This is a genomic window from Deltaproteobacteria bacterium, from assembly GCA_016210045.1.
Taxonomy (GTDB): Bacteria; UBA10199; UBA10199.
Genome location: JACQUX010000006.1, coordinates 1 through 21,949, shown reverse-complemented (window position 1 = coordinate 21,949; position 21,949 = coordinate 1). Strand labels below are relative to the sequence as shown.

The 21,949-nt window shown below is 58.7% G+C and carries 24 protein-coding genes; 22 read left to right on the top strand and 2 right to left on the bottom strand.

What is annotated here, in order from left to right; translation table 11 throughout:
• The first annotated feature begins 70 nt into the window (after window positions 1-70).
• Both HY696_01515 and sctV read left to right on the top strand, forming a co-directional pair.
• Complete coding sequence (locus tag HY696_01515) at window positions 71-1,417, top strand: GAF domain-containing sensor histidine kinase (GenBank protein ID MBI4237079.1); 1,347 nt, start codon at window positions 71-73, stop codon at window positions 1,415-1,417.
• 38 nt (window positions 1,418-1,455) lie between these two features.
• Complete coding sequence (gene sctV / locus HY696_01510; GenBank protein ID MBI4237078.1) at window positions 1,456-3,588, top strand: type III secretion system export apparatus subunit SctV; 2,133 nt, start codon at window positions 1,456-1,458, stop codon at window positions 3,586-3,588.
• Between the two features lie 11 nt (window positions 3,589-3,599).
• Here sctV and HY696_01505 read toward each other — a convergent pair whose 3' ends face one another.
• Together HY696_01505 and HY696_01500 are read right to left on the bottom strand one after the other, a co-directional pair.
• Window positions 3,600-4,640 carry an FHA domain-containing protein gene (locus tag HY696_01505; GenBank protein ID MBI4237077.1) on the bottom strand — a complete coding sequence of 347 codons (1,041 nt, stop codon included), beginning with the start codon at window positions 4,638-4,640 and terminating at the stop codon, window positions 3,600-3,602.
• Window positions 4,625-5,791: a tetratricopeptide repeat protein gene (locus HY696_01500; protein MBI4237076.1), complete on the bottom strand. Its 1,167-nt coding sequence runs from the start codon at window positions 5,789-5,791 to the stop codon at window positions 4,625-4,627. The genes HY696_01505 and HY696_01500 overlap by 16 nt, the downstream gene beginning before the upstream one ends.
• Window positions 5,792-5,895: 104 nt before the next feature.
• Between HY696_01500 and HY696_01495 the strand changes: the two genes are divergently transcribed.
• From HY696_01495 to HY696_01400, 20 genes are all read left to right on the top strand, one after another.
• On the top strand, window positions 5,896-7,941 hold the full coding sequence (locus tag HY696_01495; GenBank protein MBI4237075.1) for a PEGA domain-containing protein: 2,046 nt from the start codon (window positions 5,896-5,898) through the stop codon (window positions 7,939-7,941).
• A gap of 49 nt (window positions 7,942-7,990) precedes the next feature.
• A complete protein-coding gene (locus tag HY696_01490) occupies window positions 7,991-8,272 on the top strand; it encodes a hypothetical protein (GenBank protein MBI4237074.1) in 282 nt (93 codons plus the stop codon).
• A gap of 51 nt (window positions 8,273-8,323) precedes the next feature.
• The gene (locus tag HY696_01485) at window positions 8,324-8,827 is read left to right on the top strand and encodes a hypothetical protein (GenBank protein ID MBI4237073.1); all 504 of its coding nucleotides are present in this window, start codon (window positions 8,324-8,326) and stop codon (window positions 8,825-8,827) included.
• A 113-nt stretch (window positions 8,828-8,940) separates the two neighbouring features.
• Window positions 8,941-9,405 carry a tetratricopeptide repeat protein gene (locus HY696_01480; GenBank protein MBI4237072.1) on the top strand — a complete coding sequence of 155 codons (465 nt, stop codon included), beginning with the start codon at window positions 8,941-8,943 and terminating at the stop codon, window positions 9,403-9,405.
• Window positions 9,395-10,312, top strand: coding sequence for a hypothetical protein (locus HY696_01475; GenBank protein ID MBI4237071.1), 918 nt, complete (start codon window positions 9,395-9,397; stop codon window positions 10,310-10,312). Before HY696_01480 ends, HY696_01475 begins: the two co-directional genes overlap by 11 nt.
• A gap of 150 nt (window positions 10,313-10,462) precedes the next feature.
• Window positions 10,463-10,909, top strand: a complete 447-nt coding sequence (locus tag HY696_01470) for a hypothetical protein (protein ID MBI4237070.1) — start codon at window positions 10,463-10,465, stop codon at window positions 10,907-10,909.
• 17 nt (window positions 10,910-10,926) lie between these two features.
• Complete coding sequence (locus tag HY696_01465; protein ID MBI4237069.1) at window positions 10,927-11,442, top strand: hypothetical protein; 516 nt, start codon at window positions 10,927-10,929, stop codon at window positions 11,440-11,442.
• A 202-nt stretch (window positions 11,443-11,644) separates the two neighbouring features.
• Window positions 11,645-12,475, top strand: a complete 831-nt coding sequence (locus HY696_01460) for a sigma-70 family RNA polymerase sigma factor (GenBank protein MBI4237068.1) — start codon at window positions 11,645-11,647, stop codon at window positions 12,473-12,475.
• A 2-nt stretch (window positions 12,476-12,477) separates the two neighbouring features.
• Window positions 12,478-12,987, top strand: a complete 510-nt coding sequence (locus tag HY696_01455) for a hypothetical protein (GenBank protein MBI4237067.1) — start codon at window positions 12,478-12,480, stop codon at window positions 12,985-12,987.
• A gap of 16 nt (window positions 12,988-13,003) precedes the next feature.
• On the top strand, window positions 13,004-14,074 hold the full coding sequence (locus HY696_01450; protein MBI4237066.1) for a hypothetical protein: 1,071 nt from the start codon (window positions 13,004-13,006) through the stop codon (window positions 14,072-14,074).
• Window positions 14,075-14,160: 86 nt separating this feature from the next.
• Window positions 14,161-14,844, top strand: coding sequence for a hypothetical protein (locus HY696_01445; GenBank protein MBI4237065.1), 684 nt, complete (start codon window positions 14,161-14,163; stop codon window positions 14,842-14,844).
• Window positions 14,841-16,202, top strand: coding sequence for a flagellar protein export ATPase FliI (fliI, locus tag HY696_01440; GenBank protein MBI4237064.1), 1,362 nt, complete (start codon window positions 14,841-14,843; stop codon window positions 16,200-16,202). Before HY696_01445 ends, fliI begins: the two co-directional genes overlap by 4 nt.
• Window positions 16,203-16,213: 11 nt before the next feature.
• Window positions 16,214-16,741 (top strand): hypothetical protein, encoded by a 528-nt coding sequence (locus tag HY696_01435; GenBank protein MBI4237063.1) that lies wholly within the window; start codon window positions 16,214-16,216, stop codon window positions 16,739-16,741.
• 8 nt (window positions 16,742-16,749) lie between these two features.
• A complete protein-coding gene (locus tag HY696_01430; protein MBI4237062.1) occupies window positions 16,750-17,568 on the top strand; it encodes a hypothetical protein in 819 nt (272 codons plus the stop codon).
• A complete protein-coding gene (locus HY696_01425) occupies window positions 17,565-18,476 on the top strand; it encodes a hypothetical protein (protein MBI4237061.1) in 912 nt (303 codons plus the stop codon). Before HY696_01430 ends, HY696_01425 begins: the two co-directional genes overlap by 4 nt.
• A gap of 12 nt (window positions 18,477-18,488) precedes the next feature.
• Entirely contained in the window at window positions 18,489-19,004 is a 516-nt protein-coding gene (locus HY696_01420; protein MBI4237060.1) for a FliM/FliN family flagellar motor switch protein, read from the top strand.
• A 36-nt stretch (window positions 19,005-19,040) separates the two neighbouring features.
• Window positions 19,041-19,379, top strand: coding sequence for a flagellar biosynthetic protein FliO (locus HY696_01415; protein MBI4237059.1), 339 nt, complete (start codon window positions 19,041-19,043; stop codon window positions 19,377-19,379).
• Entirely contained in the window at window positions 19,369-20,064 is a 696-nt protein-coding gene (sctR, locus tag HY696_01410) for a type III secretion system export apparatus subunit SctR (protein ID MBI4237058.1), read from the top strand. Before HY696_01415 ends, sctR begins: the two co-directional genes overlap by 11 nt.
• Window positions 20,057-20,329 (top strand): flagellar biosynthesis protein FliQ, encoded by a 273-nt coding sequence (gene fliQ, locus HY696_01405; protein MBI4237057.1) that lies wholly within the window; start codon window positions 20,057-20,059, stop codon window positions 20,327-20,329. The genes sctR and fliQ overlap by 8 nt, the downstream gene beginning before the upstream one ends.
• 523 nt (window positions 20,330-20,852) lie before the next feature.
• Entirely contained in the window at window positions 20,853-21,737 is an 885-nt protein-coding gene (locus HY696_01400) for a flagellar biosynthetic protein FliR (protein ID MBI4237056.1), read from the top strand.
• The last annotated feature ends 212 nt before the right edge of the window (window positions 21,738-21,949 follow it).

The window sequence follows — 21,949 nt, the reverse complement described above, 5'->3', positions numbered from 1 at the left end:
GGACGTTGGCAACTTGTCCGTGTTCTCTTATAATCGGCGCGCCAGTTACGAAGGAGTATTTGACGTGTTAATGACTCGCTTTTGGGTTGAGTTGGGCATCGCCTGTGTGGGTGGCGTGTTGGTGATCAGTGCGGTGGCCGTGCGGTGGGCCGGCGTGCGGCAATGGTGGCGGCGTCGCCAACAGCGGGATGGTTACGATCTGCGCGACGTTGTTGCGCGACTGTTGGCGGAGCTCACGTCGACGCACGATCGTCGGCAACTCTATACCATCCTTCTCAAGTTCTTTACGAAGCTCGTCGGGACCGAAAACGCCGCACTGTTGGTCCGCAACGGCGATCCGACGCGCTTGTTGGTCCGCGAGACGCTCGGCGTGAAGCCGGGGTCATTTCAAGTCGGAGACGTCAGTCCGTATATCGCCTGGCTGCGGCGCCATCGCCAAGCCGTCACCCGGCGCGCCTTGGTCGATGATCCGGCGTATGGAGAAATCAAGCCGATCGGGCTCCACTTCTATGTCCAGTTCCATGCCGAGGCCTGTGTGCCATGTTTCCTCGGCGAGGATCTGATCGCGATCCTCGTGCTGGGACCGCGCGCGCACGCGCAAGATTACGACCACGAGCTGTGTCATTTGCTCGATCTGCTGGCCGGACAGTGTGCGGTGGCGATCCACAACGCTCACCTCTTCGAAGATCTGACGCGCCAACACATCACGCTCCAACAGATGGGCGAACTCAAGTCGCATCTGCTGGCCAATCTCTCCCACGAATTGCGAACGCCGCTTTCCAGTGTCATCGGTCTTTCGGAAGTCCTGCTCGAAGACGACGTGGCGTTAGCGCCGGCGGAGCAGCGGCAGTACTTGAAAATGATTCACGAGTCCGGGAAACGGTTGTTGGCCACCGTGACGGCGCTGATGGATTTGGCGAAGCTGGAGAACGACCGCACGACGCTCGATATTCGGCGGGTCAATGTGGCGCGTTTAGTGAACGAGGTCTCGGCGGGACTGAAACCGAGCCCGGCCACGCAGATGCAGGTCAACGTTGGCGACCAGCTACCGCCGGTCTACGGCGACCCGCAATGGATTCGCTGCGTGTTGCAACATCTGTTGGATAACGCCGTCAAATTTACGCCGCAGGGTCGAGTCTGGGTCGAGGCGGAGCGGCATGGAGATATGTTGAAAGTCGGCGTGCACGACACTGGCATCGGCATCCCGAAGGACCAACAGTTGGCAGTGTTGGCCGGCTTCACCCAGGGAAGCAACGGCCACGCGCGCACGCACGAAGGGACCGGGGTCGGTCTCGCGATCGCGCGCAAAGTGGTCCAGATCCACGGCGGCCGGATGTGGCTCCACAGCGAACCGGGGCGGGGGAGCCATGTGTACTTCACGTTACCGCTAAAACCGACCTCCGTGGCCGGTTGTTAACTTTCCACGCCCCGCCCCCTATGCTACACTGAGCGCGCATGCGGCTTCTCGATCACGTGCCATTTCTGAAGGTCAACGATTTCATCGCGCGCTTCAGCGATCTCGCCTTTGCCATCATGATCGTGCTGGTGGTTGGGATGATCCTCATCCCGTTGCCGCCGATGGCGCTGGACGTCTTGCTCGGCCTCTCCGTCGGCCTCGCCGTCATCATCCTGATGGTCGCGTTGTATATCTCCAACGCGCTGCAAATCGCGTCGTTTCCGACCATTTTGCTGGTGGCCACGTTGTATCGCTTGTCCCTCAATATCAGTTCGACCCGCCTCATCCTTGCGCACGGCTATGCGGGCGAGGTCATTCAGCGAGTCGGCAACATCACGACCGGCGGGAATTTTATCGTCGGCGTGATCCTCTTCATCATCATTACGTTGATCAACTTCATCGTCATCGCGAAGGGCGCGGAGCGGGTCTCTGAAGTGGCCGCTCGGTTCACGTTGGACGCGTTGCCCGGCAAGCAAATGAGTATCGACGCCGATCTGCGTGCCGGCATCATTAATATGGAACAAGCGATCGAGCGCCGCGCGCTGCTGCATCGCGAATCTCAAATGTATGGGGCGATGGACGGCTCGATGAAATTCGTCAAGGGCGACGCCATTGCGGGCATTATCATCATTCTCATCAATATCATCGCCGGCTTCATTATCGGGATCATGCAACGCGGTCTGTCGGCCGGAGAATCGCTGAAATTGTACACGTTGCTTACAGTCGGCGAAGGGTTGGTGCAACAGATCCCGGCGCTACTCATTTCCGTCTCCGCCGGTATCGTGGTGACCCGCGTCGCGTCCGACGAAAAGGCGTGGCATGGGCTCGGCCAAGAGATCGTCACCCAAATCACGGCCTTTCCGAAGGCGATGCTGGTCGCTGGTGGAATGCTCTTTGCGCTGGCGTTTCTCGGCATGCCTCCGGCGCCGTTCATTTTGCTCAGCGTCGTGGTCACCGGATTTGCGCTGTTTCTGATGCGCGCCAAGGAGCAAGTGAAAGAAGAAGTGGCGGAGACGCCGCGCCAAGACGTAGTCAAGCAGGCCGTGCAGCGGCACGGCGACCAACTCCCGTTCATCATGCCGATGCCGATCTCGCTCGAAGTCGGTTCGTCGCTCATCCCCTTCGTCGACGACAAGCAGGACGGCGGCCGCTTCATCAATGAACTCATTCCACTGTTGCGCCACGGGCTCTATTATGAGCTCGGCGTGAATTTCCCCGGCATCCAAGTGCGCGGCCAAACGGTCGATATGGAATTGGAAGCCTACATCATTAATATCCACGAAGTCCCCGTCGCGCAGGGTAAAGTGATGAAAGGCTGTATCTTAGTCGGTGAATCGTTGGAACAACTGGGACTCTTCAATATTACCGGAACGGAAACCATCCACCCGATCGACGGCTCGGTCGTGACCTGGATCAGCGAGGAGCATAAAGACGTGGCGATGCAGGCAGGGTTTCGGATGTGGGACGTGGCAGAATATCTGATTCTCCATCTTTCGTATATCCTACGGCGCCACTCCCACGAATTCTTAGGATTGCAAGAGGTCCAGACCATTGTGAACGAATTGGAGAAGACGCATCCGGCCTTAGTGAAGGAACTGGTCCCGAAAGTCGTCACGTTGCTGCAGCTGACGGAGATCCTCCAGCGGTTAGTGCAAGAAGATCTCTCCATCCGCGATTTGAAATCGGTCTTCTCGACGCTTGCGCAGTGGGGCGAAGTGGAGCGCGATACCTTGATGTTGGCGGAGCATGTGCGCGCGGGGATGAAGCGCTACATCACTCACAAGTATGCCGGTCCCAGTAACACATTGGCAGTGTATCTCCTCGATCCCGAGATCGAAGACATGGTTCGCAACGCCATTCGGCGCACCGAGAAAGGGAACTACTTGGCGCTGGAACCCGACATGATGCAGGAAATCGTCGAGGCCGTCGGCAAAGAAATCGCGTCGCATCCGTTCCCGCCGGGCGCGCGGCCGCCGGTCATCCTGACCACCGCCGAAGTGCGCCGCTATTTCCGGAAGATCGTCGAGCTGGAATTCCCGCAATTGGCCGTGCTGTCGTATCAAGAGCTGGCCGAAAACTTGCGCATCCAGCCGATTGCGCGCGTGCGCATCCCCCGTGCCGCCGCCGCTTGATCGTCATTCCATTACGAAAAGAGTTTCATCAGCAAGACAATCGCCGTGACCAGCACCATGAATCCGCCCCAGAGCAGACCGAATTCGACCGGCGAAAGGCGTTGCCAGAGCGAACGGCGGGGGCGGGGCGGGGGATAGGCATGGGTGGTCGCTCCGACAGCGGCCGCTTCGGGCGATTGGAATGGTTCGCCACTCGCCTGCTCAGTCGCCTCTTCGCTGATTTCTTCCTCCGCCGCCGCTTCATTCAATGCCGCCGCGTCCTCTTCCGTCGCCGCAGGCGGCGGCTCCGGCTGATATCGTGGCGGGGGTGGCGGCTTGGGGCGCTCTTTCCGCACTTGCGCCTCCACATCCTCAAGGCTGACCTCCTGCGGATAACGGAACAGGCAGACGATCGTTCCAAAACCGATCCGATCTCCGTCGTGCAACGCCGTCGCTTCCACGCGCTGATTATTCACATACGTCCCGTTTTTACTTTGCAGATCTTCTAAACGATAGCCGTCCCCGTCGCGTTGAATCCGCGCGTGTCGCCGCGAGATGACGTATTCCTCGATCGGACATTCGCACGCGGGATCGCGCCCCACCGTGAACGTCTCTTGATCGGCGGCCAACAGAAATTTCTTGCCCTCCACACTGCCGTTCAAGACTTCGAGACTCGGGACTTCTTCACTTTCCAACGCCTGCAGCACCTTCTTCAGGAGTTTGACCTCCATGATTTCCGAATCGGTGATCTCGTTGAAGGACTGTTCGAGGTCGTCGCTGCGCGAGAAGCGCAGCAGGTATCCTCCGATCGTCAGCACATCGTTACTGCGCAGGATATAGCGTTCGCGCCGCCGCACCGGGACATTATTGAGCAGGGTTCCATTTTCACTCCCGAGATCGACCAGAAAATATTCTTCCCCGTCGCTGAGAATCTTCGCATGCCCGCGCGAGACGCGATCGTCCGCCAACACGAGCGTACTTTGCTCGGCGCGGCCGATCGTGGTTTCCGCCTCGCCGCAGCGGATTGTCCGTTGCTCTTCGCTCCCTGTTTTTGTGACTATGAGGTAGGGCATCGCAAGTTCTGTTCCCGCAACCGCTGCTCGACCATGGCCCGCTGTTGCGGATAGGCCGCGCCGCCGGTGCGCAAGAATTTACAATAGTCGACGAGGCCTTCACTGGTGCGTCCTTCATGAAAGGCCAACGTGCCTAAATTAAACAGCGCGCCCGGATGATCGGGGACGAGCGCCAAGGTTTGTTCCCACGACTTGCGCGCCGCCGCATGATTTCCCAAGCGCTCCTGCACCACACCGAGGGCATACGTCGCCTCCGGCATCTTCGGCTTGACCTTCAAGGCGGCCTGAAAACTCTGTGCCGCTCGCTGAAAGGCCACGCGCGCCGCGTCTTTCTTCCCTTCCGCCGCCATATTCTCGCCCTCTTCAGCTAGCCGATAGCCCGCCTCAAAATGCTCTTTGGCCTGCACTTCCCGCCCGACTTGTTGGCCGCGCGTCTGTAGTTCGTTCGCCTCGCGTGTCTTCCCCCGTTGCCGCAATACGTTCACCAGTTGTTGGTAGATCTTCGGATTGTTGGGATTGTCCTCCAACGCCAGCCGGAAGCGGATCTCCGCCTTTTCCAGATCGCCGCGTTCCACATAGAGGTCGCCCAAGTTCAGATGGGCTTCCAGCAGTTTGGGATTGAGCTGCGTCGCGTCGGTCAATTGTTTCTCGGCCTCCGCATACCACTTTTCCTTTTTCTTGTGATCCGGTTCCTCGCGCGCCTTCATTAGGAAGGCGAGGCCTAAGTTATACACGGCATATGCAAACGTCCGCTCCCGATTGATTGCCTTGGTGAGGATCTCGATCGCGGTGTCATACCGACCCTGCGTAATGTAGATCGCCCCGATATGGGAGAGGGGCGCCGTGTAGTCTTTGTTCAGCGCTGCGGCTTTTTGAAAATGTGTGAGCGCGAGATCCAATTGGTTCCGTTTTTTATACACGATGCCGAGGTTGTTGTAGGCCTCCGCGTAGTCGGGGCTGAGCTGAATGGCGGTCTTCAATTCGAACTCGGCCTGATCGAGACGCCCCTCTTCCAGTAACAGCGCGCCGCGATTATTGTGTTCCACGGCGCGCGGCGAGGCCTGCACTGGCGGTTTTCCTGCGTCGGCGGTGTGGGGAAAAAAAACGAAGACACAAACGGCTGCGAGCAAACCGATACAAAGTCGTTTCATGATCGCATCCTACTATATCGCCGGGTCATCATGCACTAGCATTCTCTTTCATTTGTCCTCCATATATGTGATATGACCGCTGAAACTAATAGCGTAACTGAATTATGGCTGAACCGATCACGCTCCGTCCCGGAGAGAAAACCGTCATCCTTGGCGAACGGGTTGCTGTCCCGTTTCCCTACCTCGTGATTATCGATGGTCCGCGTCGCGGCCGCCGCTTTCCATTGGAAGAAGGGAGCGCCGTGGTGGGTCGCGCCCCCGGCAGCCATATCCTGCTCGACGATCAAAGCGTCTCACGCCGCCATTGCGAAGTGCAACGCGCGGGCGACCAACTCACCGTTCAAGACCTGGGGAGTAAGAATGGGACGCTCGTCAATCAAGCGCTGGCGGGCGAGTCGGTCCGTGTCGGCCATGGCGATCTGCTGCAGGTCGGGATTTATACGCTGCGCGTGATCAGTCGCGAAGTCGCCCCCGAAGAGGAATTGGCGCCACCGCCCGAGCCGCGTCCGCCGTTGGAAGAACAGCCGATCGAAAGTTCTGCCGAAACCGCGATGCTGGGTGATGAAGTCCCGGGAGCGGAAGTTGCCGAGGAAGCCGTTCCAGCGGAAGGGCAACAAACCATTATTGGTGCTTCCACCAACCCACCCGGTAGTCGTCGCCGGATCTTGCTCTTGTTGGCCATTGCCGTTGGCCTGACCGCCGTGGGCGTCGGCGGATTTTGGGCGTACCACACCTATTTAGCGGCGCCGCCGGAATCGCGACTCAAGATGGTGTCGCGCCGCATCCCGCCGCCGGAGACTGCAAGTACGACGGTTCCGAGTACGCCGCCGACGCCGACCGACATCCCGGTGATTGTTGACTTCGCGTCCAACCCGTTGCCCGCCAGCGTCGTATTCTTGGGGAAAAACTACGGCATCACACCAGTGCGGACGACCTTGACGCTGAAAATCGGCGAACAATTTACCGCCGAGGGTCACTTCCCAATCCCCGAATTTCGCGACGAGTATGTGGAGCGAGTCAATTTCACCGTCGAGCAAACGAGTAACCTCGTGCCGGTCTATTTTCGGCCGCCGATCGGGACGATCACGGTCGACAAGCTCCCGCGCGATGTCGAACTGACGCTGCACGGATATTTTGCGTACGACCAATTTAACAAACGGAGCGCCAGCGTGGCAGAAGTGAGTTATGGGAAGCCGCTGTTTGTTCCATATGGCCGCTACGAAGTCGAACTGCGGTGCCAGCGCGGCGTGGGTCCGTCCGGTCAATTCGTTCCCGGAATTTGTTATCGGCGGGAACTCCTGTTGGCGCAGGAATCGCCGAAGCTCGTGATCAGTGTGACCGACGAAGAATTGGCCGCGTTTCCAGTCGAGATCCGTTCCACACCGGCGGAGGCCGATGTCTTTCTCGATGCCCAGCGAGTCGGCAAGACGCCGTACACGGGGACGATTCCGGTGGGCGAACACACGCTCATCTTGCGGAAAGAGGGCTATCTCGAGGCGACACAGACGATCAAGAACGACGTCAATATTCCGATCCAAGTCGACATCCCGCTCAAGACCACCCCGGCGGGCGGATATTTGAATGAAGGGCGGCAATTCGTCTTAGGCGGGCGCTACAAGGAAGCCATTGCCAAACTCAACGAGGTCTTTGCGAAGGGGCCCAGTCCGCTGGAGACCGCGCAGGCCCAATATTATCTCGGCGCGGCGTTTTTGGGACTCAGCGATATCGAGACGGCAAAGGGCTATTTCACTCAGGCTCAAAACCATGCGGATGTGGAATTGAAGGCCAAGCTCGGCATGGCGCGGATCGCACACCAACAAGGGGAGCGAACGACTGCGCTGATCCTCCTCTCCGACGTCATGCTGCGTGTCCGCGATGACGCAGTGAAGACCGAGGCCCAGGCCACGTTCCGCGAAATTTCGCCGCTGCGCTCGGTCCTCTATGTCTATACCGATCCACCTGCCGCGAGTGTGTACGTTAATGACATCCTGATGAAAGACCCGACCCCGGCCTTTATTCCGGACTTAGGCCTCGGCAATTATCGGATCCGTTTGGAACGCGAAGGGTATCTACCGAAAGAATTGAACATCAATCTGACCGTCAGCGAATTTAATCCGGTCGTAGTGAAATTGGACCCGGTCCCTAAATAAATGGGACACCCCTCTTGCGAGACGGGAGCTAAGCCGTTAAGATAACGCTATGCCAGAACCACGCGAAACGACTCGAGGTCCGCTCCGCTCCGCCGGTTACCCCGCCGTTGAAGATCTGATCGATTCGGAAGCCTTCGATCCGGTCAATCAGGCCTTTGAATCCGCCTATCAGCAACTGGAGGGCGTGGCGCGACAGAAGGGCGGTCTCAAAAAAAGCCGTGAGGCCCGCAAAGCCATGCGTTCTATTGAATTGGTCATGGATCTCCTCCGGGAACTCTTGACCATCAAGTATCAATTGGCAGACATGGCCAAGGCCCAAAAGGGCGCATAGCAACTCAAGCCCCGGCTGAGGTCGATACATACAGTGAGAGGCGGAGCAACCATGGCCACGGCCAAATCAATGCGCATCGACCCCATTGCGATCCAGAGCCAAAAATCGATCGGCAAACCCCGCGCGGCCAGCTCCACATTCAACGACATCATGGGCGTCGCCGGGGCGTTAGCGCCATTGGCTGGCGAACTGACCTATCAAGCCTCCGGGAGTACCAACGCAGCGGCAGTCTTGCATTCCGCTTTTTCGACGCTACCTACAGCCTTTGGGGCGCGTGGGGCGGGAATGGGCGGAATGGGAGATCCTGGGATGATGGGATCGGCCCGGTATGGTTCCTATGGATCCATGGACATGTCCGGCGGCGCTATGCCGGGGATGGAGGGGGTCGATCAGGCCCAAATGCTCGACCAAATGAATCAGAACAACCTCCAATTGTTGGAGCTGCAGGCCATTATGCAGAACAACATGCAACAGTGGACGACTAAGTCGAACCTGTTGAAATCCACGCATGACGCCAAGATGGCCATGATCCAGCACTTCGCGGTCCGCGGCTAATAGTGCTTCCAACAAAAAATGTGCCGAAGCCCCAATTCCATTTGCCACCCCCGTCGTGCCTCGTTTATAATACTTTAGTGAAATTGAGGAGTTTCTGCGCCGTGGGGGGGCTCATGATCACGATCGACCGAAAGCATCTCGCGTTGATGATGGAGTGCGGCTACATCCTCGTAGGTCTGCAACGCTTTCCGCAGGCCCGCGAAGTCTTCGAAGGCATTGCCGCGATGGCTGCCGAGAGCGAAGTCCCGATTGTCGCAATTGGCTCCGTGTCGTTTTGTGAGGGGAAGTTCAAGGAAGCGGTGCGGCATTACGAGAAGGCGCTCAAAATGAATCCGCAGAGCCCGTTTGCTCGAGCTTATCTCGGCGAGGCCCTCTTTTTCCTCGGCGAGACGGACCGCGCCATTCAAGAGCTAACGGCCGCAGCCCAGGCCGATGCCCAGGGCAAAGCGGGGGGCTTTGCGAAGGCCCTGCTCGACGCCATTGCCCAAGGATTCACGCCACGAATGGTTTCCGGCGTGGAAGATATGGAACAATTGCAGCGACCCAACGCGGGAAAGGAAACGTCCCATGTGTCGTAGGGTATCGCTGTTGTTGCTGCTGATGCTGGCGCTACTAATCGGGTGCCAGCGGGTGGAAGTGTATGGAGAACTCGATCAAGCCGAGGCCCACGAAATTTTAGTGCTGCTTAATCACAGTGGTCTGGCGGCCAAATTGGTCAAGGAGACTCGGCAAAACGAGACCTTTTACGGCGTAACGGTTGATTCCGACGACCTGGACCAGGCCCGCGCGTTGCTTACCGAACATAACCTGCCGCGCAAGAAGAAGCAGGGCCTGGCCGATGTCTTTCAACAACCCGGCTTCATTCCGACACCGCAGGAGCAGAAGGCGCGTTTTTTGTTGGCGTTGAAGGGCGAGATCGAGACCGCATTGGAAAAGGTCCCGGACGTCGTCGAAACGCATGTCGTCTTGAACATCCCGAGCCAAGAAGATTTCGCGAGCGATGCGGAACCGCAAAAGCCGAGCGCGTCCGTCGTACTCAAAGTGCGGCCGACCGAGCAGTCGACGGCCACGCTCACGGAAGAGAAAATTCAGCGTTTTGTCGCCAACGCCGTGGAAAAACTCGATCCGCGCGATGTGAGCGTGATCCTGACCTATACGGGAGCGCCTTCGGGCGGGATCTTGCCGGGCCAGAGCCTGATTCTGCCGCCAGCCGCGCAGGGAGGGGCTGCGGGCACCACCGCGGCGACGAAGTCCGGCAGTGGAGCGGCCGCTGACGCCGACACGACGACGATCGCCGGCATGACGATGAACAGCGCCAGTGTGGGGCGGCTCAAATTGTACCTCGGTATTTTTTTGGCCCTGTTAGCGGGTTTGGCGCTCGGACTGATTGTGATGGTCGTGCAAGCAAGTCGGATGCGGGAGCAGATCCAGCAACAGGCGCTGCCGCCCGCCGCTCCACCTCCGCAGTTGCAAGCGGGGGAGTAAGGGCGGCGAAGCGTCAGCGGAGCCATGGCCCGCGGTAGTGATGATCGCAATGCGACCGATGAGGGAGCGTTGCGCTCCGTAGCAGAAAGCGCACGCAGTGTAGCAACACCGGGTGCTGGGTGCGCCGATACACTCTCTAGAGGTATAGGTATGGAATTTAGTCGCGTCCGGCCCGATGTGATCAAATACGAAGTGCGCCAGCTATCGGGCACGCCGATCGATCAGGCCCGGCAACACAAGCGCGGCGGTTTTTCGCGGTTTCTCTCCGGTTTAGGAAGGATTTTGGGGGCGATCGCCGCGCCGCTTGCGGCCTTTTTCCCACCGGCTGCCATCGGCGCCGCGGCCGCGTATGGCGTCTCGAAAATCGGGGACATGGGGCAAATGAAGGCGGCCCAAAAGAATGCCGAAGAGGCGTCGAATCAACAGCAGACGATGGGTCCGAGTTTTATTCCCGGGATCGATATGGCGATGGACGTGGCGCGCGATCCCGTGAAGGCGTTCAATCCATTGGCTGCGGGATCGACGCGAGATCGACAAGTGGCGCAAGTCCTGTTGGCCCGCAATGAGATGATGATGGATTCAGTACGGCAGGTGTGAAGGGATCGTGAGGATATATGACTGCGGAGATCAAAGGATCTAAATTGGCCGTACTGTCGTCGTTGTTGCGGGCTGCGAGTACGCCAGAGACCAAGGCAGGCGTGGCGCGACCGCGACCCACCACGGACGCAGGACCTGGGAAGTCCAGTTTTGAAATGACGTGGGCCGATGTCTATCGCCACCAACAGCAGGGGGGGCCACGTTCTATTACTGCGCGTGGCGTGCCCACCACCGGAGCGGCGGCCGAACGGGCCCAAGCGCTGATGGACCTGGCCACCGACTTGGACGCCCAATCGTTGAAAGTGGAGCAATTGCAGCAAGCCAAAGGGTCGCCGGAGGTCTTGGCCGCCGCGGTCACGCGACTGCAAGAATTGGTGAGCGCCGTCGAGGCCGTAGTCCCCAAGCACTTGGCCGCGCTGCGTCAGACGTTGACCGATCGTGGGATTACGGGCGACCAAGCCTTAGTGGCGGAGGCGCGGATCGCGGCGCAATTGGTCGTACATTTCGATCGGCGCCAGACCCGTCTGAGTTGAGATGGCTCCCCAAGCTTGGGGTCTTCTGACCCCGCTCCTCAGACCGCAGTGTCGCAGAACGTTGTAATTGCGTGGCCCATCAAGCTGATTCATTAGTAATATCAAATAATTATATGTTGTCTCCAAAGTGGGGTTGCTGAACTCCCTGGCATGTATCGTGCAACCTGAGGCTCCCGGTCACTTGACGCAAGGGGGTATACTCATGGTGCAGCCAGCCTTGAAGCGGAAGACAAAACCGATAAAGGGGAAAGCCACGACGAGGTCCGTTACCGTGGCGAAGGCATTGCAATCCAGGCAACTCGAGGAACAGCGGCGGCAACACGAGCTGGTGAAGCAGTTCCTCCCTTTTGCGACCTCGATCGCCAATCGTGTCTCGCAGACGCTCTCTTCATCCGTCGATTACGATGACCTCCTCTGCAACGCGCGGCTTGGTCTTTTGGAAGCGGCGCGGCGTTACGATGCGGCGCAAGAAGTCGATTTTCGGACCTTTGCGTACTATCGGATCAAAGGCGCCATTTACGATGGGTTGCGGAAGAGCGGCTGGCTCCCGCGTTCTCTGTATGCCCGATTGAAATTCGAAGAAGCCGCGAACGATTATCTGCATTACGTTTCCCAGCGACAAGGCGTGGAGCAGGATCTACAGAACGATCAAACCATCATCAGCGAGACTGTGAACAGTTTGGCCTCGATCTATGTGATCTCCCTCGATGCGCATGAGGATCTGGACGTCGCCGACGAGAATCAGATCGGGGTTGAAGAACGCGCCACGCTGCATCAAGTGCGTGCCCATATGCGACTGGCGATTGGGGCGCTGCCGCCGAAAGAAAAGCAGTTGATCATGATGTACTATTTTCAAAACCGGACGCTGGAAGAGGCTGGCAGTCGCTTAGGCTTGTCCAAGTCCTGGACTTCACGCCTCCACGCACGGGCGTTGGGCATGCTGATGAAGAATATTCGCCGCCTCTCGCATGAACGGGAAGACGGCGTCAGTACGGAAGACGGGGATGGAGCGGAATTTGCGGTGGAGGCGTAATTATGGCGATGGATCCTTTTATTACCAAAGCCGTTTCGTCGACCGTCACCAGTGTGACGCATGGGGCGCACGATGGTGGAGTCAGCGCCGTCAAGCCGGCCGGTGGCGATTCGCTGTTTCAGCAAGTCTTAGGGCAAATGGGCAATGAAATGAGTCAGGAAGACCTGGCGAAGAGTGCCGGCATCATGCCGAGCGATCTCGCGGCGTCGAATGAACCGTTCACGTCGGTCTCCGCCCAAGGGATTGAACCGCTGCCGGAATATACGGCCGTGGGCGGCCAGTCCGGGACTGGGATGGTGGTGGACCTGTTACAAGAAGTGAATCAGGGAATGATGAAGATGGATCATTTCTTGAGCGAGATTCTGTACAGTGGGAAGCGATTTTCCAATCAGGAACTCTTGGCGGTGCAAGCGCGCATCTATCATTGGTCGCAACTCAGTGAATTGACCGTGAAGGTGGCGCAAGAAGGGGTCTCGTCAACGCGGAGCTTGTTGAACACGCAAGTACAGTAATCTCTGGGCGGGGGTTATGAACGGGATTGGGAATCATTATCGCGAGCGGATGATCGCTACGTTGATCGCACGGCAGAGTGGCGCGGTCGCGTTGCACGACTATGCGCCGGCCGTCGAAACCGTTGCGTTACAAGAGCGCGTCGCCGCTTTACAGGCCCTGCCTGATTCGGAACGCGAAGCGGCCATCGACGAACAATTGCAAACGTTACGGACGGCGCAAGAGTTGGTCTTGCTCGGTGAAATCCATCCGAGTTGGTTAGTGGATATCTTGCTGCATGAGTCGCCGCGGGTCATTGGCCTGATCCTCCGTTTTTTGCCGTCACGACATACACGCTATGTGTTGGAGCATCTGCCGACCGCGTTGCGGGAGCAACTGCCGAGTGTGGTCGATGCCTTTGCGGTGTCCGATGTCGTCCTCAAGATCATTCGTCACCGTTTTGAGTCACATTTTGCCCCGGCGCGCTTGGCTAGCCAGGTCGAAGAGTTGTCGATCCAGACGTTGCATGGGCTGAATCTGGTCGAGTTAGAGACGTTGATCCGCGATTTAGGTGTGGATGAGTTAGCGATGGCCTTCGGTCACATGAGCACGGCAGCGTTGCGGATGCTGCTGAATCGGTTGCCGTTTGTGGAAGCCAAGGCGTTGAAGTCGCGTATTGCAGAACTCCGCGGCCTCGATCAGCGGCAAGAGCAAGAGGCACGTTATACGGTCCTGGAAGTGCCGTTAGAGCGCAAAGACCCGGAGGGATTGATCAGCGAAGTGGGGATCCTGGCGCTGGCCAAGGCGTTTTCTCCTCGCGAATTGCCGAGCCTCCCGATCATCAAACAAAAACTTCCCCCACGCTTAGCCTATTTGCTGCAGCGCGATGTCGATACCCATGTCCTGGCCGCGCATTCCGCCATAACGGAGGCGCGGCAGGCCCGGGTGTTGCGACGCATCGGGGTGTTGGCCCGCCAGCAGTTGATCGATGCGGCGTGGTTAGAGCGGCTCCCCGAGGTCTATCGTCGGCCGCCGGCCGTAGGGGAGGAAACCGCCATTCTCGTACCTCGAGGGGGCGACGAGTCCGACCTGCTGGAGGAAGCCCTGTAGGGGATTGCTCATCATTCAATCCGTTGTGAACCTGGAAGAAAATATTAAGACTTCTGAGGAGATGTGTTACTATCGTCGTGAAAACTATGGCGAAGAAAATCATCAAGAGTGGGGAATTGGCCGCAACCACCTCATTAGAAGATCGACTCAAGACCGGCATGGCCGCAGCCGCGCCGGCGGTCACAGAGCCCTCGCGCGTGATGAGCCGCAGCGTGTTGGAGGCCAAAGCGCGCGCCGAACAGGTGATCGACGAGGCCCAAGCCCAGAGTGGACGTATTCGCGCCGAGGCGGAGCATCTGTTGGCGGAAGTCGATGCGGTGCGGCAGCAGGCCCGCGACGAGGGCTATGCGGCAGGACGGGAACAGGGCTATGCGGAGGCGATGGAATTTCTGACGCGTTTCGAACGGCTCAAAGAAGATTTTTACGCGACGGCCGAGGTGGAAGTGCACAAGTTGGTCCTGACGATTGCAGAAAAAGTCGTCGGGCGACTGATGGAGGTGCATGGAGAGTTGATCAAGGCGGTCGTGAAGCAAGCGATCGAGGCAACGATCGGGGATCGGGTGGTCGTGCGACTCAATCCGGATGATTATCGCTTGGTCGTGGCCGCGGAGTCGGAGTTTCGCGACCTGCTCGATCGGACGAAACGACTCCAATTTCGAGAAGATGAAGCCATTACTCGCGGCGGCTGCGTCGTCGAAACCGAAGTCGGGACGATTGATGCGCAATTAGAAACGCAGCTGCGCGCGATTCGAAAGGCGTTGGAGCTATGAGCCCAAATTCCCAGACGCGTGGGCATGCGACCTGGGAACTGCCGAAGGTCGACTTCTCCCGCTTCGCCCACAATCTGTCCACCGTCTCGACCTACAGCATCAAAGGGAAGGTCACTGAACTCACCGGCCTGGTCGTGAAGGCCGTCGTGCCGGGAGTTCGTGTCGGGGAGTTGTGTCTCATTGAGCCGTATCAACGACAAAGTCCGATCAAGGCGGAAGTCGTCGGTTTCCGCGATCAAGAAGTCTTGCTGATGCCGCTCGGTGGTTTGGAAGGGATTGGACTTGGCAACGCGGTGATTCCGACTGGCGGATGTCTCAAAGTGCGGGTGGGGCCGCAGCTGCTGGGCCGCGTGTTGGATGGCCTCGGCGATCCGCTCGACAGCGAGACGCTCGGCCCGTTGGAATACGATCAGGAATATCCGGTGACCGCGACGCCGCCGCCGGCGTTGAGTCGGCAACGCGTGACGCGGACGTTAGCGACCGGCGTGCGCGCGATCGATGGGATGCTGACGTGTGGCGAAGGGCAGCGCATCGGATTTTTCGCCGCTGCTGGGGTTGGGAAGTCAACGATCTTAGGAATGATCGCGCGCAACACCGAAGCGGAAGTGAACGTGATCTGTCTGGTCGGAGAGCGGGGGCGCGAAGTGCGCGACTTTGTAGAGCGCGATTTAGGCGCAGAAGGGTTGCGACGCTCGGTCGTGATCGTTTCGACCTCGGATGAGCCGTCGTTAGTGCGGCTCAAGGCGGCGTATGTGGCCACGGCCATCGCCGAATATTTTCGCGATCAAGGGCGGAAAGTGTTGTTGATGATGGACTCGATCACGCGCTTCGCCCGCGCGTTGCGCGAAGTGGGGCTGGCCGTCGGCGAACCGCCGGCGCGGCAGGGCTATACGCCATCGGTTTTTTCGACGTTGCCGCGTTTGTTGGAGCGCGCGGGGAATTCCGATCGCGGATCGATCACGGCCTTCTATACCATCCTGGTGGCGGGCGATGATATGAATGAACCCGTTGCGGATGAAACCCGGTCGATCTTAGACGGCCATATTATCTTGTCCCGCGCGATGGCCGCGCGGAATCACTATCCGGCGATCGACATCTCCGAGAGCGTGAGTCGTGTGATGGACGATGTCGTCGACCCCGAACATTGTCAGGCCGCGCGAAAACTCCGCGAAGTGGTGGCGAACTATGAGAAAGAGCGCGACCTGATCCTGATCGGCGCGTATGAATCGGGCAGCGATCCGAAGGTCGATTACGCGATCGAGAAAATCGAAGAAGTGAATGAATTCCTGAAGCAGGGCGTCGACGAACATGTGGAATTTTCGGACACGGTCGAGCGGTTGCGGCAGTTGTTTGAATAGGTGATCCGGTTATGGCACGCGCGCGCTATCGCCTCGAGGCCATGCTCCGCGTCAAGCTGCGCGAAAAGCAGCGCGCGGAATTTGCGCTGGCGAAAGCGATCGAGGCGTTGAAAGCGGCGCGGGAGAAAGAACAACAGCTGATCAAGGAGAAAGACGAGATCATCGCGCAGTGGATCGCGAAACGCGATGAGATGCATGACCGGATGAACGTCGGCGGGTTGGTGTTCGATGGCACGGTCTATGTAAATTATTTGCGGAAGCTGAAGGAGCAAGAAGAAGAGAAAGTCGAAGCGATCGAGGAGCAGCGGCAAGAAGTGGAACGTTGCGTGGAAAAAGTCGCGCGGCGACGACGTGATTACATCGAGGCGGCCAAGCAGCATCAGATGATGGAGAAGCACAAGGAGTTGTGGCAAAAAAAGATCAACGAAGAGCTGTCGCGCCGTGAAGAGAAAGAGTTCGACGAATTGGGGAATACGATCCATCAGCTCCGGCGGTGGCGCGGTGAAGGAGATGACGCGGAAGGGGCGTTGGCACACTGAAAGAGGATATGACGCCTGATCGAGTTCGAGAAAAACCGCCTCCCGTGCCGCGCCAAGACGAAGCGCCGCGGCCGGGAGAATCGAAACAGCAGCCGTCTCGGTTCGACGCGGCGCTGCAGCAGGCAAAATTAGTGCAACAGGTGCCGAGCTTCCAACAACAAACCAGTCAACGCTCGACCCAGCAACCGCAAGAACGCGAGTCGCGCACGCGTCGGCAGGAAAAAACCGTCGAGCGACGTAAGGAGCGCGACGAAGAGTCGGGCGATACAGAGCACGCGGCTGGCGAGACAGCCGAAGTGCGCCACGAAGGGATCGCGGAACAGCGCGTCGTTGCGAAGGTGCCGGTCAAGCGCGACGGCGGTGGGCAAGGGGGGCGCGAACAAGGGCGTGGTGGCCATGGCGGGGGCTCGGGGACCCAAGGGCAACGGGCGCAACAGACGCAACTCCGCGAGTCGGTCAAGTCGCGCACCGATGTCCAAGTCGAAGCCGCAAAGACCTTTCAAGACGCGTTGCAGACGCAACAGTCCGAACGCGTGCCGACGCATTTCAATGCCGCCCAGATGCAGCGTTTAGTGAATCTCCTGGTGCAAAATATTCGTCTTGGCAAGGGTGAGTTCGGTGGGGAAGAGTTGCAGATCGGCTTTCAGGCGTCGATTTTTAAGGGGCTCCGTTTGCGTCTGCGCGCCAAGGATGGTAAGGTCGCGATCACGATTTCGAGTCAAGACCGCGCGGTGCGCGCGCTCTTCACGAACGAACGGGGTCGCATTCACGCCGCGTTGCACGCGAAGGGCGTGGCGGTGACAAAGATTGATATCTCCGAGGCATGAACTCCATGGCGATCGTTCCCCTTCAGTGGCGTTTACCGCAGTTGACGCGCGATGCCGTCGTGATCGAGCAAGGGCTTGTGGAATTTTTCCCGACCGATGCGCAACGTGCAGCTGTGGTCAATGCGCTGCAACGCGTGCTCGGCGAGCAGCTTGGGCTTGAGGTGCGATTGGCCCAGTCGAACGTCGGAAGTTCGACCTATGGACGCTTTACGAACGACATGGGGGAAGCTGCGGTTTTCTTGGCGGCCACGCTGGCCGGTCATGATGCCAAAGTCGGCCTGCTCTGCGAGTCACAATTGGCGGGATTTATCGTCGATCGTCTGTTGGGCGGTTCCGGTCAACGTGGTATGGAGCCGATCCCGTTGACGGAATCGGAGCAGGGCGTCTTGCAATATGTCGCGATGCAATGCCTGGCGGCGATCCATCAGACATGCGACGCGGATGCCGCGTATCACTTTCGGTTCGACCGACTCTATTTGGAGCGTACCGGCATCGAGGATTGGTTGCCGCCCAGCGAATCCGTAGTCACGGTGACGTCGCAGCTCGCGGTCGGTGAACAGCGTTTTGTGCTCCAGTTCGTGGTGCCGGCGGCGTTTGTCCGCGAACGCGGGCGACGGGCCATGGAGCGGCCGGTCTCGTGGGAGGCGTTGCGGGAAAAGGCGCAGCGCTTTGCCGGAGAACGGGTGGAAGTGCGCGTGGAAGGCGGATCTTGTGCGTTAACGTCGGCCGAGTTGGTCGATTTGGCGCCGGGCGACGTGGTCTTGTTCGATCACTGTGCGTTGCAGCTCGAAGGCGCGGCGTTGCGTGGTCAGGTCTGGTTGCGCGTTGGCACCGGCGAGCAAGTGGGAATTCGTTGCGCGCTGACGAAGGGGAAGCGTTTGACGTGTGTGGTTGAGGCCATCGATTAATACGGGGGTACTATGGCGCCGAAACGTTCGCCGGAGATAAACTTGGACGATGACGATTTCGATCTCCCTGAAGAAGAGGATTTATTGGGTGACGAGGGCGATCTCGATCTTGAGGATGGCGACACCGATTTGAATATCGCGACAGAGCTGGAAGACGACGGTCTCGATATCGGTGAACAGGATGTGGCGCCTGCGCCGCCGCCGAAACGGTCCACGGCGAAATCTCCGCCAGCGGCAACAGCGAAAAAATCCGGCATTCCGCTGCCGCCCCGTGCGACCGCAGAACCGTTAGGGGCCAAAGCGGTGTCCGTGACGGCCGATATCCCGGTGCAACTGGTGGCCGTGTTAGGGAAAAAAACGATGACGTTGCAAGACCTCTTGCAATTGCAGGCGAGCCAGGTCATTGAATTAGGTGTTCCGGTGACGACTTCAGTAGATCTCGTAGCGAATGGAAAGTTGGTGGCGAAGGGCGAATTGGTGGAAATCGATGGAACGATGGGAGTGCGGATTGTCCAGTTAGTGAAATAAGTTCGGTGGCGCGGACGCGCGCAGCGTGGGGGACGCATGCTCGCACTCTTATTGCAATTGTCGGTCGAATTACCAAAAGCGGAAGACGTGGAAAACATTACGACACTCTTGATCAAGATGGTCGTGGTGCTGGTGGTTGTCTGTGTTGGCGCCTGGGTCACGATCAAGTTTCTGTTGCCGCGTTTGGGCATGGCCAAGTTCGGTCGCCAAGGCCGCGCGGTCGAAGTCTTGGGCCGCTTCAATCTCGAACCGAAGAAGCTGCTCTGGATTGTCCGCGTGGGACAACGCCGTTTTCTGTTGGGGAGTACGGAAGCACAGATCAATTGCATGGCAGAGCTCACGGCCAAAGATTTGGAGGACGGCGATGCAGTCTGAGCTAGCCGCCGCAGGGGTGTCGCAACCGCTGATCCTGATGTTGGTGTTGGCCGCGCTGGCCTTGGCCCCGTTCGTGGTCATGATGGCGACGTCGTTTGCGAAGTTGGCGGTGGTCTTCGCACTGATCCGCAACGCGTTAGGGACGCAACAGATCCCGCCCAACACGGTGATTACCGGGCTGGCGATGGTGATTACGATCTATGTCATGGTTCCGGTGGCGTTTAATGTCTACCGCGCCACGGGCGATGTGTTGCAACAAAACACCAATCAACCGCTGCTCTCCCAAGCCTCGTTGAAACTCTTGGCCGAGGCCTTTGACAAGGGGAAGGAGCCGGTGCGTGAATTCCTGCTGACGCACGCTCACAAGCCGAATCGAGCGTTGTTTTTCCGCGTGGCGAAGAAGCTACAAAAAGATCCGGAGATGCGCGATAAAATCGGTGAGAACGATTTCTTGAATCTCATTCCAGCCTTTGCCGTGAGCGAATTGACGGAGGCCTTTCAGATCGGTTTCGTCATTTTCCTCCCGTTTCTGGTGATTGACCTCGTTGTCGCGAATGTCTTGCTCTCGCTCGGGATGTTTCAAATCTCGCCGATCACGATTTCATTGCCGTTTAAGTTGCTGCTCTTCGTGTTGGTGGATGGCTGGCGACTGATCACGCAAGGGCTGGTGGAAGGCTATGCCTAATGCCGATTTCTTCATCGAGGCGGCGAGCAAGGCGCTCTGGCTCACGCTGCTCCTCTCCGCCGGGCCGGTGTTGGCCGCGATGGTGGTCGGACTGGTGATCAGCATCTTACAAGCCACGACGCAGATCCAAGAACAGACATTGACCTTCGTCCCGAAATTGGTCGTGATCGGCGCGGCGCTCGCCTTTCTCGGGCCCGATATCCTGCAAAAGATGATCACGTTCACGGGAGAACTGTTCACCCGCTTCCCGCTGATTACGCGGTAAGGTTCATCATGAGTGAGCCGGTCGTTCAAAGAGGTCCAGATGCGCATGTCGTGTCTCTTGGGTTATTGCATGGCGATAGCGCACTCTCACATGATCATTGCTCACGACGGGGGCCGGGAGGCTGGGCCCGGCACACCCGGGGTACGCTATCGCGGCGGCATCGAGCCGCCGCGCGCTCGCCCTCGCCGTTTTCGGCTTTAGATTTCGCAAGGAGAAAACGGCTGCGAGAGCCCCCGGATGCACCGGGCCCAGCCTCCCGGCACGTGACCATCGCACCTTCATCGATTTTACAAACAGGCCCTAGGGGATCATCCAGATTGAAATACGGGGTCCCGGCAGGGGCGAGAGGGGAATTCTGCGGGCGAGTCTGACCGAGGGAGCGCTATGGGGTTGAAGCCCGACCGAGCGAGGTCTCAGTGAGCCGAGCGCCGTAACGCGAGGCGAACGGCCCGCGGGACTCCCCTCTCGCCCCTGCCGGGGCATGTGACTCAGCAATTCAATCTGGATGCTCTATTGGGGACATATGCAGAATCCGTTGGAAATTTTCGGCGTCAACATGAGCTTTCAGTTCGTGGCGGTGTTTTATCTGCTTGTCTGGACGCGTTTCCTCGGGATTGTCGCGACGATTCCCTTTCTGATCGGGAAACCGGTCCCGATGCCGGCGCGGATCGGCGTGGCGGCAATTTTTGCGGTCTTTGTGACGGCGCATTTGTTGCCGCATGATCGACCGCCGATTACCGAACAACAGTTGGTGTTGACGCTGCTCTTCTTGAAAGAGGCGATCTTCGGGATCGCGATCGGCATCCTGGCCGGGCTGGTCTTTTACGCGTTCGAGTCCGCCGGCCATATGATCGACAATCAGCGCGGGATGTCGATTGCGCGCGTCTTGATCCCGGAGTTGGGCACGATGGAGTCGCAAGGCGGGCAATTCCTCTTCTCGCTCACTGTCGTGACGTTCCTGACGTTGGGCGGACATCGGCTCTTTTTTGAAGCCCTGTTCGGGAGCTTCGTGACACTGCCGGTGCTCGAATTTCCGCGGATCGATCCCGGCTGGCGTCCGTTGTTGGACCTCTTCATGCATTTGAGTAGCGAGGTCTTAACGGTGTCGTTCGTGATCGCCGCGCCGGTGATCATTGCGATCCTGGTTGCGGATTTGATCCTCGGCGTGGCGAATCGGATCGCGCCGCAGATCAACGTGTGGGAACTGGGGTTCAATATCAAAGGGGTGTTGGGGATCGTGATGTTGGCGTTGATGATGAAGCTGCTGTTCGGCGTAATGCAGACGCGCTTTGCGGAAAATCAGGCGCATCTGGAGCACGGGATTCGACTGTTGGAGGGGCGAGGGGAGCCGACGGTGTTAGTGGCGCCGCCAGGCCAGTTGCCGCCGCCGTTTCCGTGGTTGCCGTAGTAACCAGATTGCAAAGTTGACCTTTTACCCGGCGGGGAAACGGAGGGGCCCGGCGTGCCGTTCGCCTCGCGTTACGGCGCTCGGCTCACTGAGACCTCGCTCGGTCGAGCTTCAACCCCCTCGCGCTCCCTCGCACAGACTCGCCCGCCGGGCCCCTCCGTTTCCCCACCGGGACCCCTATTTGCAAATCCGCGTGGGGAGTGGTCTGGGGG